Annotated in this window: 15 protein-coding genes; 14 read left to right on the top strand and 1 reads right to left on the bottom strand. The window is 62.1% G+C overall.

What is annotated here, in order from left to right:
- Window positions 1-140 precede the first annotated feature (140 nt).
- Window positions 141-659, bottom strand: a complete 519-nt coding sequence (locus ACYZUD_RS15370) for a DUF2062 domain-containing protein (RefSeq protein ID WP_462024758.1) — start codon at window positions 657-659, stop codon at window positions 141-143.
- Between the two features lie 135 nt (window positions 660-794).
- Here ACYZUD_RS15370 and ACYZUD_RS15365 point away from each other — a divergent pair, with 135 nt between their 5' ends.
- The 14 genes from ACYZUD_RS15365 (at window position 795) to ACYZUD_RS15300 (ending at window position 15,195) form a co-directional block, all read left to right on the top strand.
- Entirely contained in the window at window positions 795-3,017 is a 2,223-nt protein-coding gene (locus ACYZUD_RS15365; protein WP_462024757.1) for a DNA internalization-related competence protein ComEC/Rec2, read from the top strand.
- 98 nt (window positions 3,018-3,115) lie between these two features.
- The gene (locus ACYZUD_RS15360) at window positions 3,116-3,754 is read left to right on the top strand and encodes a MotA/TolQ/ExbB proton channel family protein (RefSeq protein WP_462024756.1); all 639 of its coding nucleotides are present in this window, start codon (window positions 3,116-3,118) and stop codon (window positions 3,752-3,754) included.
- Window positions 3,751-4,182 (top strand): ExbD/TolR family protein, encoded by a 432-nt coding sequence (locus ACYZUD_RS15355; protein ID WP_462024755.1) that lies wholly within the window; start codon window positions 3,751-3,753, stop codon window positions 4,180-4,182. Before ACYZUD_RS15360 ends, ACYZUD_RS15355 begins: the two co-directional genes overlap by 4 nt.
- Window positions 4,182-5,192 carry a tetraacyldisaccharide 4'-kinase gene (gene lpxK, locus ACYZUD_RS15350; RefSeq protein WP_462024754.1) on the top strand — a complete coding sequence of 337 codons (1,011 nt, stop codon included), beginning with the start codon at window positions 4,182-4,184 and terminating at the stop codon, window positions 5,190-5,192. Before ACYZUD_RS15355 ends, lpxK begins: the two co-directional genes overlap by 1 nt.
- A gap of 24 nt (window positions 5,193-5,216) precedes the next feature.
- A complete protein-coding gene (locus ACYZUD_RS15345) occupies window positions 5,217-5,402 on the top strand; it encodes a Trm112 family protein (protein ID WP_007945752.1) in 186 nt (61 codons plus the stop codon).
- Window positions 5,399-6,163 (top strand): 3-deoxy-manno-octulosonate cytidylyltransferase, encoded by a 765-nt coding sequence (gene kdsB / locus ACYZUD_RS15340; RefSeq protein ID WP_462024753.1) that lies wholly within the window; start codon window positions 5,399-5,401, stop codon window positions 6,161-6,163. The genes ACYZUD_RS15345 and kdsB overlap by 4 nt, the downstream gene beginning before the upstream one ends.
- Entirely contained in the window at window positions 6,163-6,627 is a 465-nt protein-coding gene (locus ACYZUD_RS15335) for a low molecular weight protein-tyrosine-phosphatase (RefSeq protein ID WP_462024752.1), read from the top strand. The genes kdsB and ACYZUD_RS15335 overlap by 1 nt, the downstream gene beginning before the upstream one ends.
- Window positions 6,624-7,643 carry a UDP-N-acetylmuramate dehydrogenase gene (gene murB / locus ACYZUD_RS15330; protein WP_462024751.1) on the top strand — a complete coding sequence of 340 codons (1,020 nt, stop codon included), beginning with the start codon at window positions 6,624-6,626 and terminating at the stop codon, window positions 7,641-7,643. The genes ACYZUD_RS15335 and murB overlap by 4 nt, the downstream gene beginning before the upstream one ends.
- Before the next feature lie 246 nt (window positions 7,644-7,889).
- Window positions 7,890-8,360, top strand: a complete 471-nt coding sequence (locus tag ACYZUD_RS15325) for a (2Fe-2S)-binding protein (RefSeq protein ID WP_462024750.1) — start codon at window positions 7,890-7,892, stop codon at window positions 8,358-8,360.
- Window positions 8,357-10,687 (top strand): xanthine dehydrogenase family protein molybdopterin-binding subunit, encoded by a 2,331-nt coding sequence (locus ACYZUD_RS15320; protein ID WP_462024749.1) that lies wholly within the window; start codon window positions 8,357-8,359, stop codon window positions 10,685-10,687. Before ACYZUD_RS15325 ends, ACYZUD_RS15320 begins: the two co-directional genes overlap by 4 nt.
- Window positions 10,687-11,670: an XdhC family protein gene (locus ACYZUD_RS15315; protein WP_462024748.1), complete on the top strand. Its 984-nt coding sequence runs from the start codon at window positions 10,687-10,689 to the stop codon at window positions 11,668-11,670. Before ACYZUD_RS15320 ends, ACYZUD_RS15315 begins: the two co-directional genes overlap by 1 nt.
- Window positions 11,667-12,257, top strand: coding sequence for a nucleotidyltransferase family protein (locus ACYZUD_RS15310; protein ID WP_462024747.1), 591 nt, complete (start codon window positions 11,667-11,669; stop codon window positions 12,255-12,257). The genes ACYZUD_RS15315 and ACYZUD_RS15310 overlap by 4 nt, the downstream gene beginning before the upstream one ends.
- Before the next feature lie 155 nt (window positions 12,258-12,412).
- Window positions 12,413-12,883, top strand: coding sequence for a (2Fe-2S)-binding protein (locus ACYZUD_RS15305; RefSeq protein ID WP_462024746.1), 471 nt, complete (start codon window positions 12,413-12,415; stop codon window positions 12,881-12,883).
- Window positions 12,880-15,195 carry a xanthine dehydrogenase family protein molybdopterin-binding subunit gene (locus ACYZUD_RS15300; protein ID WP_462024745.1) on the top strand — a complete coding sequence of 772 codons (2,316 nt, stop codon included), beginning with the start codon at window positions 12,880-12,882 and terminating at the stop codon, window positions 15,193-15,195. Before ACYZUD_RS15305 ends, ACYZUD_RS15300 begins: the two co-directional genes overlap by 4 nt.
- The last annotated feature ends 73 nt before the right edge of the window (window positions 15,196-15,268 follow it).

Below are 15,268 nucleotides of genomic sequence, written 5' to 3'. Positions count from 1 at the left end.
AGGCTCGCTCCCACACTGGATTGATGGCTTCCACATAATTTGTGATTGGCACGGACCACATGTGGGAGCGAGCCTGCTCGCGATGGCTTCAGTCCAGACACCACAAAAAAACGGCCTCCAGAAATGGAGGCCGTTTTGCGTTATTGCATCCGGCTTTTCTTTCGCCGCTTCCACTGTCGGCTCACCCACCAGCGCCAATACATCATCACCAGGCAGTAGGCCAGCGCTCCGAGCACCAGCCCCGTCACCACCGAGCCGAGTAAAAATGGTTGCCACAGCGTAGAGAGTTCGCCGCTGATCCAGTCCCAGGTCAACTCATCCGGCAGATGACGGGCGGGGACGTCCATCAACCAGGCACCGGTCTGATAAGTGCAGAAGAATACGGCCGGCATGGTGATCGGATTGGTCAGCCAGACCAGGCTGACGGCAATCGGCAGGTTGCCGCGCGCGATGATGGCCAGGAACGCCGCCACCAGCATCTGCAACGGAATCGGCAGGAATGCCGCGAACAAACCCACCGCCATCGCCCGTGCCACGGAATGGCGGTTGAGGTGCCAGAGGTTCGGGTCATGCAGCAGAGTGCCGAGAAAGCGTAAGGATTTGTGTTCCCTGATGCTGGTCGGGTCTGGCATGTATCGTTTGAATAAGCGCCGGGGCATAGGGCTTCTCGGTCGGTTAAGGCGGCAAGTATGTCTGGATTCTATGAGCCGCCCATTCAGACTTTGTGACAATTGTTGACCATGCTCGTGCGATGAGCCGGCTATGCCTAGAGGGGGACTCTCAAGGAAAGGCTTATGCGCACAGGGATGATGGCGCTGGCGTTGGGTTTGTTGACCCTGCGTTTTTTGCCGGTTTTACCGCCGGTCTGGTTGTGCTGGGTGTTGCCCGTGGCGGGTTTGATGATGCTGCCGTTCAGGGCGTATCCATTGGCATTTTTCCTGTTCGGATTCAGTTGGGCGTGCGCGAATGCGCAGTGGGCGCTGGATGATCGCCTGCCGGTGAGCCTCGATGGCGAAACCCGCTGGGTCGAAGGCCGGGTGACGGGATTGCCCCAGAACAATGAATCCGTCGTGCGTTTCGAATTGGCGGACGCTCGGTCCCGACACGGGAAAGTGCCGCAATTGTTGCGCCTGGCCTGGTATGACGGGCCGCCGGTCAACAGCGGCGAACGGTGGCGGCTGGCGGTCAAATTGAAACGTCCTGCGGGGCTGCTCAATCCGCATGCCTTCGATTACGACGCCTGGCTGCTGGCTCAGCACATTGGCGCCACAGGGACGGTGAAGGATGGCCAGCGGCTCACCGAAGCCCGATGGGCCTGGCGCGACGGCATTCGTCAGCGCTTACAGGCCGTCGATGCCCAAGGACGAACGGGGGCGCTGACGGCGTTGGTGCTGGGGGATGGCGCCGGGCTGAGTCGCGAGGACTGGCGGGTGTTGCAAGACACCGGCACCGTGCATTTGCTGGTGATTTCCGGGCAGCACATTGGTTTGCTGGCGGGGTTGGTGTACCTGCTGATTGCCGGGCTGGCCCGTTATGGCCTCTGGCCAGACCGCTTGCCGTGGCTGCCCTGGGCATGCGGCCTGGCCTTCGCAGCAGCCCTCGGTTACGGACTGCTGGCCGGGTTCGAGGTGCCGGTGCGGCGCGCCTGCGTGATGATCGGCCTGGTGCTGTTGTGGCGACTGCGCTTTCGTCACCTCGGTGCCTGGTGGCCGCTGTTGCTGGCGCTCAACGGTGTTTTGCTGCTGGACCCGCTGGCAAGTCTGCAACCGGGGTTCTGGTTATCGTTCGCGGCGGTAGCGGTGTTGATCTTCACCTTCGGCGGCCGTTTGGGGCCCTGGCGATGGTGGCAAACCTGGACTCGTGCCCAATGGCTGATCGCGATCGGGCTATGCCCGTTATTGCTCGTGCTGGGGTTGCCGATCAGTCTCAGCGGGCCGCTGGCCAATCTGCTGGCGGTGCCCTGGATCAGTCTGGTGGTGTTGCCGCCGGCCTTGCTGGGGACGCTGCTGTTGCCGTTGCCTTATGTGGGCGAGGGGTTGTTGTGGCTGGCGGGTGGTCTGATCGACTGGCTGTTTGTGGGCCTTTCGTTGATTGCCGGTCGATTGCCTGCCTGGGTGCCAGCGGTGATCCCGTTGTGGATCTGGGGCCTCGGCACCCTCGGTGCTCTCCTGCTATTAATGCCTCGAGGCGTTCCGCTGCGTCCGTTGGGTTGGCCGCTGCTGCTGTTGCTGGTTTTTCCACCCCGGCCAATGCTGCCAGCAGGCATTGCCGAAGTCTGGCAACTGGATGTCGGCCAGGGTCTGGCCATTTTGGTGCGCACTCGCCATCACACGCTGTTGTATGACACCGGCCCGCGTTTCGGTGATTTCGACTTGGGCGAACGCGTGGTGCTGCCATCCTTGCGCAAACTGGGTGTGGACGGGCTCGACCTGATGCTGATCAGCCACGCCGATGCCGATCACGCCGGCGGCGCGCGAGCGATTGCCAGTGGCCTGCCGGTGAAGCGGGTACTCAGCGGCGACCCCTTGGCACTGCCCGTCGAGTTGCACGCCCAGGCCTGCGAGAGTGGCGTGCAATGGACCTGGGACGATGTGCGGTTTCAGCTCTGGCAATGGCCTTCAGCCGCAGACAGCAATCAAAAGTCCTGTGTCCTGCAGATCGAAGCCAATGGCGAGCGCTTGCTGCTGACCGGTGATATCGATGCCGCCGCCGAGCGAGCCCTGCTCGACGGTCCACTGGCCGTTGCCACCGATTGGTTGCAGGCGCCGCACCACGGCAGTCGCAGTTCGTCGTCGATGGCGCTGCTCGCCGCGCTGCAACCCAAAGCGGTGCTGATCTCCCGCGGCCAGGGCAATTCTTTCGGCCATCCCCATCCCACGGTCATGGCCCGCTATCAAAAACGCGGCATGATGATCTATGATAGTGCCGAGCAAGGCGCCATCCGTCTGCTCCTGGGACGCTTCGAACCGCCGTCGACGATGCGTCAGGAACGGCGCTTCTGGCGTTTTGCGCAGTAACCGCGAGTGATTAAAGCCCGACCGGATGCGACATCACGGTCTTCGGTGCGCCGACCCCCTATGTTAGAGTGGCGCACTTTTTCGAGGGGACTGTCACTGTGTGGGAATTGGTCAAATCCGGCGGCTGGATGATGCTGCCGATCATTCTGAGTTCCATCGCGGCCATGGCGATCGTCGCCGAACGTCTGTGGACCCTGCGTGCCAGCCGTGTGACCCCGGAGCACTTGCTCGGGCAGGTCTGGGTCTGGATCAAGGACAAACAGCTCAATAAAGACAAACTCAAGGAACTGCGCGCCAACTCGCCGTTGGGCGAGATTCTGGCGGCGGGCCTGGCCAACTCCAAGCATGGTCGTGAGATCATGAAAGAGTGCATCGAAGAGGCCGCCGCGCGAGTGATTCACGAGCTCGAACGCTATATCAATGCGCTGGGCACCATTGCCGCCATGGCCCCGTTGCTGGGCCTGCTGGGGACCGTGCTGGGCATGATTGATATTTTCAGTGCCTTCATGGGCACGGGCATGACCACAAATGCCTCGGTGCTGGCCGGCGGTATTTCCAAGGCGCTGATCACCACGGCGGCGGGCCTGATGGTCGGTATCCCGTCGGTGTTCTTCCACCGTTTCCTGCAACGCCGGATCGATGAGCTGGTGGTGGGCATGGAGCAGGAAGCGATCAAACTGGTCGAGGTTGTACAGGGCGATCGCGACGTGGACCTGGCCGAGGGCAAAAAAGCGTGAAATTCCGCCGCAAGCAACGGGAGAACGTGGACATCAACCTCGCGTCGCTGATCGACGTGGTGTTTATCCTGCTGCTGTTTTTCGTCGTGACGACCACCTTTACCCGTGAAACCCAGTTACGCGTCGATCTGCCGGAAGCGGTCAGCGGCTCGCCTGCCGAAGACCAGCAGGTCAAGCATCTGGACGTTGCCATCAGTGCCGAAGGTGTGTTCTCGGTGAACGATCAGATATTGCCGAAGAACGACCTGGCGACCCTGATGGACGCGCTTCAGAAAGAATCCAGCGGTGATACCAACATGCCGCTGTCCATCAGCGCCGACGGCAAGACCCAGCATCAGTCCGTCATCACTGCCATGGACGCCGCCGGCAAGCTCGGCTTCAGCCACTTGCGCATGACCACTGTCGAGGCGGCGCCGCCCGCGCCCTGATGGCCATGTCCGATCGCTTGCTCGCCGCGTGGTACCAGGGTCATCCGGCCTTGAAGTTGTTGCAACCGTTGGAGTGGTTGTACCGGCGCGTGGTCATGAACAAGCGCAAGCGCTTTCTGGCGGGTGAGGGCGAGATCTATCAGCCGCCGGTGCCGCTGATCGTGGTCGGCAACATCACCGTCGGCGGCACCGGCAAGACGCCGCTGATCCTGTGGATGATCCAGCACTGCCAGCGCAGCGGTTTGCGGGTCGGTGTGGTCAGCCGGGGTTACGGCGCCGAGCCGCCGCAATTGCCGTGGCGTGTTGACGCCGAGCAGAGCGCCGGGATCGCTGGCGATGAACCGTTGTTGATCGTCCAGCGCACCGGTGTCCCGTTGATGATCGACCCGGACCGCAGCCGCGCCGTCAAAGCCTTGCTGGCGAGTGAGCCGCTGGACCTGATCCTGTCCGACGATGGCATGCAGCATTACCGACTGGCCCGGGACCTGGAACTGGTACTGATCGATGCCGCCCGTGGCCTGGGCAACCAGCGTTGCCTGCCCGCCGGGCCGTTGCGCGAACCGGTCGAGCGCCTGCAAAGCGTCGACGCGGTGCTCTACAACGGCGCCATGGCTGATCGCGATGACGGTTTTGCCTTCCAGCTGCAGCCCACCGCACTGGTCAATCTGCAAAGCGGCGAACGACGTCCACTCGACCACTTCCCCGCAGGTCAGGCGCTGCACGCGGTGGCCGGGATCGGCAATCCGCAGCGTTTCTTCACGACCCTCGAAACGCTACACTGGCAGCCCGTCCCCCATGCGTTTGCCGACCACGCCGAATACAGCGTGCAGGCCTTGAATTTCACCCCGTCATTGCCGTTGGTGATGACTGAAAAGGACGCGGTGAAGTGCCGTGCCTTCGCCGCCGCCGATTGGTGGTACCTGGCGGTCGATGCTGCGCCATCGCCGGCCTTTGTGGCCTGGTTCGATACGCAGCTGATGCGCCTGTTGCCGGCTCGTCTTTTGCCTTAATCCGTTTTTATCCAGGGAATGCTCATGGACACCAAATTGCTCGATATCCTCGCTTGCCCGGTCTGCAAAGGCCCGCTCAAGCTCAGCGCCGACAAAACCGAGCTGATCAGCAAAGGCGCCGGCCTGGCCTACCCGATTCGCGACGGCATCCCGGTGATGCTCGAAACAGAAGCCCGCACCCTGACCACCGACGAGCGTCTGGATAAATGACCACAGCCTTTACCGTCGTCATTCCATCGCGCTACGCCTCCACCCGCTTGCCGGGCAAACCGCTGCTGCAGATCGCCGGCAAGCCGATGATCCAGCACGTTTGGGAACAGGCGAGTAAAAGCAGCGCCGAGCGGGTAGTAGTTGCCACGGATGACGCGCGCATCGTCGAGGCCTGCAAAGGCTTTGGCGCTGAAGTGGTGCTGACGCGCGAAGATCACAATTCCGGCACCGACCGTCTGGCGGAAGTCGCGGCGAAACTGGGCCTGGCGCCCGACGCGATCGTGGTCAACGTCCAGGGTGACGAACCGTTGATCCCGCCGAGCGTGATCGATCAGGTCGCCGCCAACCTGGCCGCCCACACCGAAGCGCGCATGGCCACCCTGGCCGAGCCGATCGAAGACGTGGAAACCCTGTTCAACCCCAACGTGGTCAAAGTCGTCAGCGACCTCAATGGCCTGGCGCTGACCTTCAGTCGTGCCACGTTGCCATGGGCCCGCGATGCCTTCGCCAAGAGCCGCGAGCAACTGCCGGAAGGCGTACCGTACCGTCGTCACATCGGCATCTACGCCTACCGCGCCGGTTTCCTGCATGACTTCGTCAGCTGGGGCCCGTGCTGGCTGGAAAACACCGAATCCCTGGAACAACTGCGTGCCCTGTGGCACGGCGTACGGATTCACGTCGCCGACGCGCTGATCGCACCGCCCACCGGCGTCGACACCGTTGAAGACCTCGAACGCGTTCGTCGCCTGCTGGAGGCCTGATGCGGGTTCTGTTCGTCTGCCTGGGCAACATCTGCCGTTCACCCACGGCCGAAGGCGTGCTGCGGCATAAATTGCGTGAGGCGGGGCTGGTCGATCAGATCGAAGTCGCCTCCGCCGGCACCGGTGACTGGCACGTCGGCAAGGCGCCGGACAAACGCAGCCAGGCAGCGGCCACACTGCGAGGTTACGACCTGTCCGCCCAGCGCGCCCGGCAAGTGAGCCGCGCCGATTTCGCCACCTACGACCTGATCCTGGCAATGGACAACAGCAACCTGCGCCACCTCAAGGCCTTGCAACCGGCCAAGGGCAAGGCTGAGCTGGATCTGTTCCTGCGTCGCTATCAGTCGGAAATCGATGAAGTGCCGGACCCGTACTACGACGGCGACCAGGGCTTTGAACAGGTGCTGGACCTGATTGAACGCGCGAGCGACTTGCTGGTGATCGAATTGAAGGGACGGTTATGAGTTTGCAGGTACAACCCCGGGTTTCGCTCAAGCCGTTCAACAGCTTCGGTGTGGACGTTCAGGCCCGGTTGTTTGCCGAGGCCCACAGCGACGCCGACGTGCGCGAAGCGCTGGCCTACGCAGCGGAGCATGACATTCCTTTGTTGGTGATAGGCGGTGGCAGCAACTTGCTGCTGACGGCCGATATTCAGTCGCTGGTGCTGCGCATGGCCACGCGCGGGATTCGCATCCTGAGCGATGACGGTAGCAAGGTCGTGATCGAAGCCGAGGCCGGCGAGCCTTGGCATCCGTTCGTGCAACATACCCTGGCCCAGGGTTTGTCGGGGCTGGAAAACCTCAGCCTGATCCCCGGCACCGTGGGCGCGGCACCGATGCAGAACATCGGCGCCTATGGTGTGGAGATCAAGGACGTATTCGCCGGCCTGACCGCGCTGGATCGCCAGACCGGTGAGCTGCAGGACTTCACGCTGGAAGAATGCAACTTCGCTTACCGCGACAGTCTGTTCAAACAGCAACCGGGGCGCTGGTTGATCCTGCGGGTTCGTTTCACCCTCGACCGCGCCGCGCACCTGCATCTGGAATATGGCCCGGTGCGTCAGCGCCTGACCGAGCAAGGCATCGATCACCCGACCGCCACCGATGTCAGCGAGGCCATCTGCAGCATTCGCAACGAAAAGCTTCCGGACCCGGCAGTGCTCGGCAATGCTGGCAGCTTCTTCAAGAATCCGCTGGTGTCCGCGGCGCTCGTGGCGCAACTCAAGGGTGAATACCCGGATCTGGTGGCCTACGCGCAGCCCGATGGGAAAATGAAACTGGCCGCGGGTTGGCTGATCGAGCGAGCCGGGTGGAAAGGTTTCCGTGAGGCCGACGCGGGCGTGCATAAATTGCAGGCGTTGGTGCTGGTCAACTACGGCAGCGCGACCGGGTTGCAATTGCTGGACCTGGCACAGCGCATCCAGAAAGATATTTCAGAACGTTTCCACGTCGATCTGGAAATGGAGCCCAATCGGTATTGAAGCTACGCTTTCAAGACTGATCTCAAAGCCCTGCACACCTTCCACTGTGCAGGGCTTTTTTGTTAATGCTGGGTTAACTTAGCCACCTAACGATGCAAGCATTTGCTCCACCAAAGGCCCGATGCAGACGTTGCCGTCCGCATAAGAGAGCCTCATTAGCCTGAGCCGATCTGCGTGATGCCAACCGCCATCCCCTGGCGGCAGATTGCTCGACCCCATAACCTCCAGAAATATGCGGGCGTGCCCATGATTACCCTGAAGCTAAATGGTCAAGACCATCAACTCGACGTCACCGAAGACATGCCGCTGCTCTGGGCGATCCGCGACGTGGCCGGTTACAACGGCACCAAATTCGGCTGCGGCATGGGCCTGTGCGGCGCCTGCACCATCCATATCGACGGCGCCCCTGCGCGCAGTTGCATCACACCGATCGGCTCGGTGATCGGCCAGAACGTCACCACCATCGACAACCTGCACGCCGACCCGGTCGGGCAAATCGTCCAGCAAGCCTGGCTCGACACTGCCGTGGCCCAGTGCGGTTACTGCCAGGGCGGGCAGATCATGTCCGCGACGGCGCTGCTCAAGACCAATCCCAACCCCAGCGACGAACAGATCGAACAGGCGATGGTCGGCAACATTTGCCGTTGCGGCACCTACAACCGCATCAAGACCGCCATCCGCCAGGCATCCACTCACCTGAAGGAGGCCAAGGCATGAGCCAGTTACCGAATGATTTCGCGCTGAGCAATCTCAGCAACCTCAGCCGTCGTGGCTTTCTCAAAGGCGTCGGTGCTACCAGTGCGCTGGTGATCGCCGCGAGTTGGGGCTGGCAGGATGCTTTCGCTGCGCAGGAAGAGAAAAAATTCGGTGCCGATGGCATGCCCAATGGCTGGATCGACGATCCGAAGGTTTACGTCAGCATCGCCGCTGACGGTACGGTGACCGTGGTCTGCAACCGTTCGGAAATGGGCCAGGGCGTCCGTACCAGCCTGACCATGGTGGTGGCCGATGAGCTGGAGGCTGACTGGGCGCTGGTCAAGGTTCAGCAGGCGCCCGGCGACGAAGTGCGCTTCGGCAATCAGGACACCGACGGTTCGCGCAGCATGCGCCACTGGTACGAACCGATGCGTCGCTGCGGTGCCGCCGCGCGGACCATGCTTGAACAGGCTGCCGCCGAACAGTGGAAAGTCCCGGTCGGTGAATGCCGTGCGCAACTGCACAAAGTCATTCACCAACCGAGCGGTCGCGAACTCGGTTATGGCGCACTTGCCGTCGCTGCCGGTGCGTTGGCGGTGCCGGCCCGCGACAGCGTGCGGCTCAAGCAGCCGTCGGAGTTTCGCTACATCGGCAAGGAAGGCACCAAAGCCATCGACGGGGCGGACATCGTCAACGGCCGCGCGGTCTATGGCGCCGATGTGCATTTTGACGGCATGCTCTTCGCCACCATCGCCCGCCCTGCGGTGTACGGCGGCAAGGTCAAATCCGTTGATTCCAGCGCGGCGATGAAAGTCCCGGGCGTGATCAAGGTCATCCAGATCGAAGGTCGTCCGCTGCCATCGGAGTTTCAGCCGCTGGGCGGCGTGGCCGTGGTGGCCAGCAACACCTGGGCAGCGCTCAAGGGCCGCGACGCACTGAAAATCGAGTGGGACGATGGCCCCAACGCCAGTTACGACTCGATCGCTTACCGCAAGGAAATTGAGGCCGCGTCCCTCAAACCCGGCAAAGTGGTGCGCAATACCGGCAACATCGACGAAGCCATGGGCAGCGCCGACAGCACCTTGGAAGCCTCTTATTACCTGCCGCACCTGACGCAAGCGCCGATGGAACCGATGGTCGCCATCGCACGCTTCAAGGATGGTGTGTGCGAAGCCTGGGCGCCGAGTCAGGCGCCGCAAGTCACCCGCGAACGGATTGGTGAGCGCCTCGGCATTCCGTTCGATAACGTCACCTTCAACGTCACCTTGCTCGGTGGCGGTTTCGGTCGCAAGTCCAAGCCGGACTTCATCATCGAAGCGGCCATCCTCGCCAAGGAATTCCCGGGCAAGGCTGTGCGGGTGCAGTGGTCCCGTGAAGACGACATCCATTGTTCTTACTTCCACACGGTGTCGGCCGAATACCTGAAAGCCAGCCTGAACAAGGATGGCCTGCCGTCCGGCTGGCTGCACCGCACCGTGGCGCCGAGCATCACGGCACTGTTCGCGCCGGGCATGAACCACGAGGCAGCGTTCGAGTTGGGCATGGGTTTCACCAACATGGCTTACGCGATCCCCAACGTGCGCCTGGAAAACCCGGAAGCGGCGATCCACACCCGGGTCGGCTGGTATCGCTCGGTGTCGAACATCCCTCACGGGTTTGCGATTCAGAGCTTTGTCGATGAACTGGCCCACAAGGCCGGGCAGGATCCGCTCAAGTACCAGATCAAATTGCTCGGCCCGGACCGTCAGATCGATCCGCGCACCTTGAGCGAAGAGTGGAACTACGGCGAATCGCCCGAGCGTTATCCGATCGACACCGGGCGGATGCGCGCGGTGCTGGAAACCGCCGCCAAAGCCGCCGGTTGGGGGCGCGAGTTGCCGAAGGGCCGAGGCCTGGGGCTGGCGGTGCATTACAGCTTCGTCACCTATGTGGCCGCGGTGATCGAGGTGGAAGTCAAAGATGACGGTACGCTGATCGTGCACAAGGCTGATATCGCGGTGGATTGCGGTCCGCAGATCAACCCGGAGCGGATTCGCTCGCAGTTCGAAGGCGCCTGCGTCATGGGCCTGGGCAACGCGGTGCTGGGGGAAATCAGCTTCAAGGACGGCAAGGTTCAGCAGGACAACTTCCACATGTACGAAGTGGCGCGCATGTCCCTGGCGCCGAAGGAGGTCGCCGTGCATCTGGTCACGCCACCGGGTGATGTGCCATTGGGCGGTGTCGGTGAGCCGGGCGTGCCGCCGATTGCGCCGGCGCTGTGCAATGCGATCTTCGCCGCCACCGGCAAACGCATCCGCAACCTGCCGGTTCGCTATCAGCTGCAAGGCTGGCAGAAGGCTGAGGCTTGATGGACAGCGTCGATCTGAACGTCCTGCGCAGCGTCCTGGAATGGCGTCGCGCCGGTCAGCGGGTGGTGTTGTTCAGCGTGGTCCAGACCTGGGGCACCGCCCCCCGGGCACCTGGCGCCATGCTGGCGTTGCGCGAGGACGGCGTGGTGATTGGCTCGGTGTCGGGCGGATGTGTCGAGGATGATCTGATTGCCCGGTTGCACGACGGTCGTATTCCGGCCGACGGGCCGCCGGTGCAATTGATCACTTACGGCGTCACTCGCGAGGAGGCCGCGCGATTTGGTTTACCGTGCGGCGGCACGTTGCGCCTGACGGAGGAGCGGGTCGGCGACCCAGGATGGGTTGCCGAGCTGCTGACACGTTGCGAGGCCCATGAAATCGTGGCGCGAGAGCTGAATCTCGACACCGGTGAAGTGGTTTTGCAGCGGGCAAACAAGACGGATGCGCTGACGTTTGACGGGCTCACCTTGCGCGCCATCTACGGTCCGCGTTGGCGCTTGTTGCTGATCGGTGCCGGGCAGCTGTCGCGGTATGTTGCCGAAATGGCGCGGCTGCTGGACTTCGAAGTGTTGATCTGCGATCCACGCACCGAGTTTGTCTACGGCTGGGAAGAACAGCACGGGCGCTTCGTACCGGGTATGCCGGACGACGCGGTGCTGAACATCCAGACCGACGAACGCACGGCGATCGTCGCGCTGACGCATGACCCGCGACTGGATGACATGGCGCTGCTCACGGCACTGGACTCCAGGGCTTTCTATGTCGGAGCGCTGGGTTCGCGGGTCAACAGCCGCAAGCGCCGGGACAATCTGGCTCAGCTAGGCTTGTCACAAGAAGCCATTGAGCGCTTGCACGGCCCGATCGGCTTGCACATTGGCAGCCATACCCCGGCGGAAATCGCCTTGTCGTTGCTGGCCGAAATTGTCGCGATCAAGAACGGTGTCGAGCTGAAGCAGAAGAAGCCGGTGCAGGAGGAAGTATGAGTGAGCCCATCGGCGTCATCGTGCTGGCGGCGGGGCAGGGGCTTCGGTTTCGACAGGTGGCCGGTGTCGATAAAGACAAGTTGCTGGCGGACTGCGCCGGGCGCGATGGTGCGGTTCGTTCAGTGATCGAACAGGTGCTGGTGAGCGTTCCGGCTTCCCTCGGAAAACGCGTGGTGGTAACGACCGAAGATCGACCGCAAGTGGTTCGCATGGCCCAGGCTTATGGCTTCGAAATTGTGCTGATCGAATCGACCGGCATGGGTGACAGCATTGCCGCCGGAGTGGCGGCGTGTCCGCAGCTCGATGGCTGGTTGATTGTGTTGGGCGATATGCCGTTCATCCTGCCTTCGACTGTCGAACGGGTGTGGGCGGGTGTTGCCGATGACGTTATCAGCGTGCCGGTGCATGCCGGTGAGTTTGGCCATCCGGTGGGATTCGGTCGCAGCTTTGGCCCGCAATTGATGGCGTTGTCGGGTGATCGCGGGGCCAGGCCGTTGTTTGCGTCAGCCAGGGTGGTTGAGGTTCAGGTGGATGATTCCGGGGTGTTGTGGGATGTGGATACTCCGGAAAAATTGAGCTTTGGGTGATCCCGTCAACGGCCTGTTAAAGCGGCCTTTTGATGTTTTTCACGCTGAAAAGCCCTGTACGCCGCGAGAGTGTTGCAGGGCTTTTTTGTTAATGCCGGGTTAACCGTGCAACTTGAGCATCCGGGCGAACTCATTGTTCAAGGTTCACTCGCCCCATGATTTCCCTGAAACTCAATGGTCAAGACCATTCACTCGACGTGACCGAGGACATGCCGCTGCTCTGGGCGATCCGCGATGTCGTGGGTGAAAGCGGCACTAAATTCGGCTGCGGCATGGGCCTCTGTGGTGCCTGCACCCTTCATGTCGATGGCGTTCCGGCGCGCAGTTGCATCACGCCTGTCGGTGCGGTGGTCGGCCAGCACGTCACCACCATCGACAGCCTGCACGCCGACCCGGTCGGGCGAATCGTCCAGCAAGCCTGGCTCGACACCGCCGTCGCCCAGTGCGGTTTCTGCCAGGGCGGACAAATCATGTCGGCGACGGCGCTGCTCAAAGGCCATCCAGACCCCAGCGACGAGCAGATCGAGGAGGCGATGGTTGGCAACCTATGCCGATGCGGCACGTATAACCGCATCAAGGCCGCGATTCGTCAGGTCTCCAATCGCCTGAGAGAGGCCACGGCATGAGTCAGTTGCCGCACGATTTTGCGCTGAACAATCTCAGTCGCCGTGGTTTTATCAAGGGTGCCGTCGCCACCGGGGCCTTGGTGCTGGCGGCTAGCTGGGGTTGGCAAAATGCCCTGGGCCTGGAAAAAAACAAGAAGTACGGTGCCGACGCGATGCCCAATGGCTGGATCGATGATCCCAAGGTCTATGTCAGCATCGCCACCGATGGAACGGTCACCGTGATCTGCAACCGTTCGGAGATGGGGCAGGGCATACGTACCAGCCTGGGGCGAGTGGTCGCCGACGAACTTGAGGCTGACTGGGCGCGAACCGTGGTCCGGCAGGCACCGGGCGATGAGGTTCGCTACGGCAATCAAAATACGGATGGCTCACGGAGCATGCGCCATTGGTATGAGCCCATGCGTCGTTGCGGCGCTTCGGCTCGTGCAATGCTCGAACAGGCCGCCGCCGCACGGTGGCAGGTCCCGGTCAGCGAGTGTCGTGCGCAGTTGCACACGGTCGTTCACTCACCGACGGGCCGTGAGCTCGGTTATGGCGCACTGGCTGAGGCGGCTGGAAGATTAGCGGTGCCGGCCCATGACAGTCTGCAACTCAAACAGCCGTCCGAGTTTCGCTACATCGGGAAACAGTCGAACGCTGCCGTCGACGGTGCGGACATTGTCCGTGGCCAGGCGACCTTTGGGGCCGACGTGCGTTTCGACGGTATGCTTTTCGCTACCATTGCCCGCCCGCGGGTATATGGCGGCAAGGTCAAATCCCTTGACGCCGGCACTGCAATGCAAGTCCCGGGTGTGATCAAGGTCCTGCAAATAGAAGCCCGTCCATTGCCGTCCGGGTTTCAGCCGGTGGGTGGCGTGGCGGTCATCGCCCATCACACCTGGGCAGCGCTCAAGGGGCGCGATGCGCTGAAGATCGAGTGGGACGATGGTCCTAACGCCGATTACGACTCGGTGTCCTTTCGCCGACAATTGGAGGCCGCGGCGCTGCTGCCCGGTAAAGTGGTGCGTGACAGCGGCAAGATCGAAGCCGCAATGACCGGTGCCGATAGCACGCTACAGGCCACTTACTACATGCCTCATCTGGCACACGCACCGATGGAACCTATGGTCGCTGTGGCCCGCTTCACTGAAGAGCACTGCGAGATTTGGGCCCCGGTTCAGTCGCCTCAAAGGGCACGGGATACCGTTGCCGAGCGGTTGGGGATTCCTGTTGAGAACGTAACGGTCAATGTCACTTTGCTGGGTGGCGGATTCGGTCGTAAAGCCAAGCCGGATTACGTGATCGAGGCGGCGATTCTGGCCAAGGCCTTGCCTGGTAAAGCGGTGCGTGTGCAGTGGACGCGCGAAGACGATCTCCATTTTGGCTATCTGCACACCGTCTCGCTGCAATACCTCAAGGCCAGCCTGGCCAGTGATGGTCGGCCATCCGGTTGGCTGCATCGAACGGTGGCACCCAGCATGACCGCCTTGTTTACCCCCAATGTCATTCACCAGGGAGCGGCAGAATTGGGTATGGGGTTCAGCAACATGGCGTACGCGATACCGAACGTGCGCCTGGAAAACCCGCCAGCGACGACGCACACCCGAATCGGTTGGTATCGCTCGGTATCGAACATTCCCCATGGCTTTGCGATTCAGAGTTTTGTCGATGAACTGGCGCACAAGGCCGGTCAGGATCCGCTGAAGTACCAGATCAACTTGCTCGGCCCGGACCGAGAGATCGACCCGCGCACCTTGGGGGAGGAGTGGAACTATGGCGAATCGCCGGAGCGTTACCCGATTGACACGGCGCGGATGCGCTCCGTACTTGAAACCGCCGCCAAGGCCGCCGGTTGGGGCCGGGGCATGCCGAAAGGCCGGGGCTTGGGGCTGGCGGTGCATTACTGTTTTGTCACCTATGTGGCGGCTGTTATTGAAGTCGAGGTCAAAGATGATGGCGTGCTGATCGTGCACAAGGCCGATATAGCAGTGGATTGCGGCCCGCAGATCAATCCGGAGCGGATCCGTTCGCAGTTCGAAGGCGCCTGCGTGATGGGCCTGGGCAACGCGGTGCTGGGGGAAATCACCTTCAAGGACGGCAGGGTCCAGCAGGACAACTTCCACATGTACGAAGTGGCGCGGATGTCCCTGGCACCGAAGGAAATCGCCGTGCATCTGGTGACGCCACCGGGCAACGTGCCGTTGGGCGGTGTGGGTGAGCCGGGCGTGCCGCCGATCGCGCCGGCACTGTGCAACGCGATTTTTGCCGCTACCGGCAAACGCATCCGCGACCTGCCGGTTCGTAATCAGTTGCGGGGCTGGCAGACGGTGTAAACCGGGTTCAGGACAAATTACACGCGTAAAAAAGCCCCGCCTGGATCATCAGGCGGGGCTTTTTAGTAGCCGA

Source organism: Pseudomonas sp. XS1P51 (assembly GCF_054897845.1).
Note: the sequence above shows the minus strand (reverse complement) of the source record. Positions and strands in the feature narration are given on the sequence as shown.

Excerpts from the sequence above, each read along its gene's own strand:
- ACYZUD_RS15370 (WP_462024758.1), bottom strand. The coding sequence starts at position 659 with ATGCCCCGGCGCTTATTCAAACGATACATGCCAGACCCGACCAGCATC.
- ACYZUD_RS15365 (WP_462024757.1), top strand. The coding sequence starts at position 795 with ATGCGCACAGGGATGATGGCGCTGGCGTTGGGTTTGTTGACCCTGCGT.
- lpxK (WP_462024754.1), top strand. The coding sequence starts at position 4,182 with ATGGCCATGTCCGATCGCTTGCTCGCCGCGTGGTACCAGGGTCATCCG.
- ACYZUD_RS15345 (WP_007945752.1), top strand. The coding sequence starts at position 5,217 with ATGGACACCAAATTGCTCGATATCCTCGCTTGCCCGGTCTGCAAAGGC.
- kdsB (WP_462024753.1), top strand. The coding sequence starts at position 5,399 with ATGACCACAGCCTTTACCGTCGTCATTCCATCGCGCTACGCCTCCACC.
- ACYZUD_RS15335 (WP_462024752.1), top strand. The coding sequence starts at position 6,163 with ATGCGGGTTCTGTTCGTCTGCCTGGGCAACATCTGCCGTTCACCCACG.
- murB (WP_462024751.1), top strand. The coding sequence starts at position 6,624 with ATGAGTTTGCAGGTACAACCCCGGGTTTCGCTCAAGCCGTTCAACAGC.
- ACYZUD_RS15325 (WP_462024750.1), top strand. The coding sequence starts at position 7,890 with ATGATTACCCTGAAGCTAAATGGTCAAGACCATCAACTCGACGTCACC.
- ACYZUD_RS15320 (WP_462024749.1), top strand. The coding sequence starts at position 8,357 with ATGAGCCAGTTACCGAATGATTTCGCGCTGAGCAATCTCAGCAACCTC.
- ACYZUD_RS15315 (WP_462024748.1), top strand. The coding sequence starts at position 10,687 with ATGGACAGCGTCGATCTGAACGTCCTGCGCAGCGTCCTGGAATGGCGT.
- ACYZUD_RS15310 (WP_462024747.1), top strand. The coding sequence starts at position 11,667 with ATGAGTGAGCCCATCGGCGTCATCGTGCTGGCGGCGGGGCAGGGGCTT.
- ACYZUD_RS15305 (WP_462024746.1), top strand. The coding sequence starts at position 12,413 with ATGATTTCCCTGAAACTCAATGGTCAAGACCATTCACTCGACGTGACC.
- ACYZUD_RS15300 (WP_462024745.1), top strand. The coding sequence starts at position 12,880 with ATGAGTCAGTTGCCGCACGATTTTGCGCTGAACAATCTCAGTCGCCGT.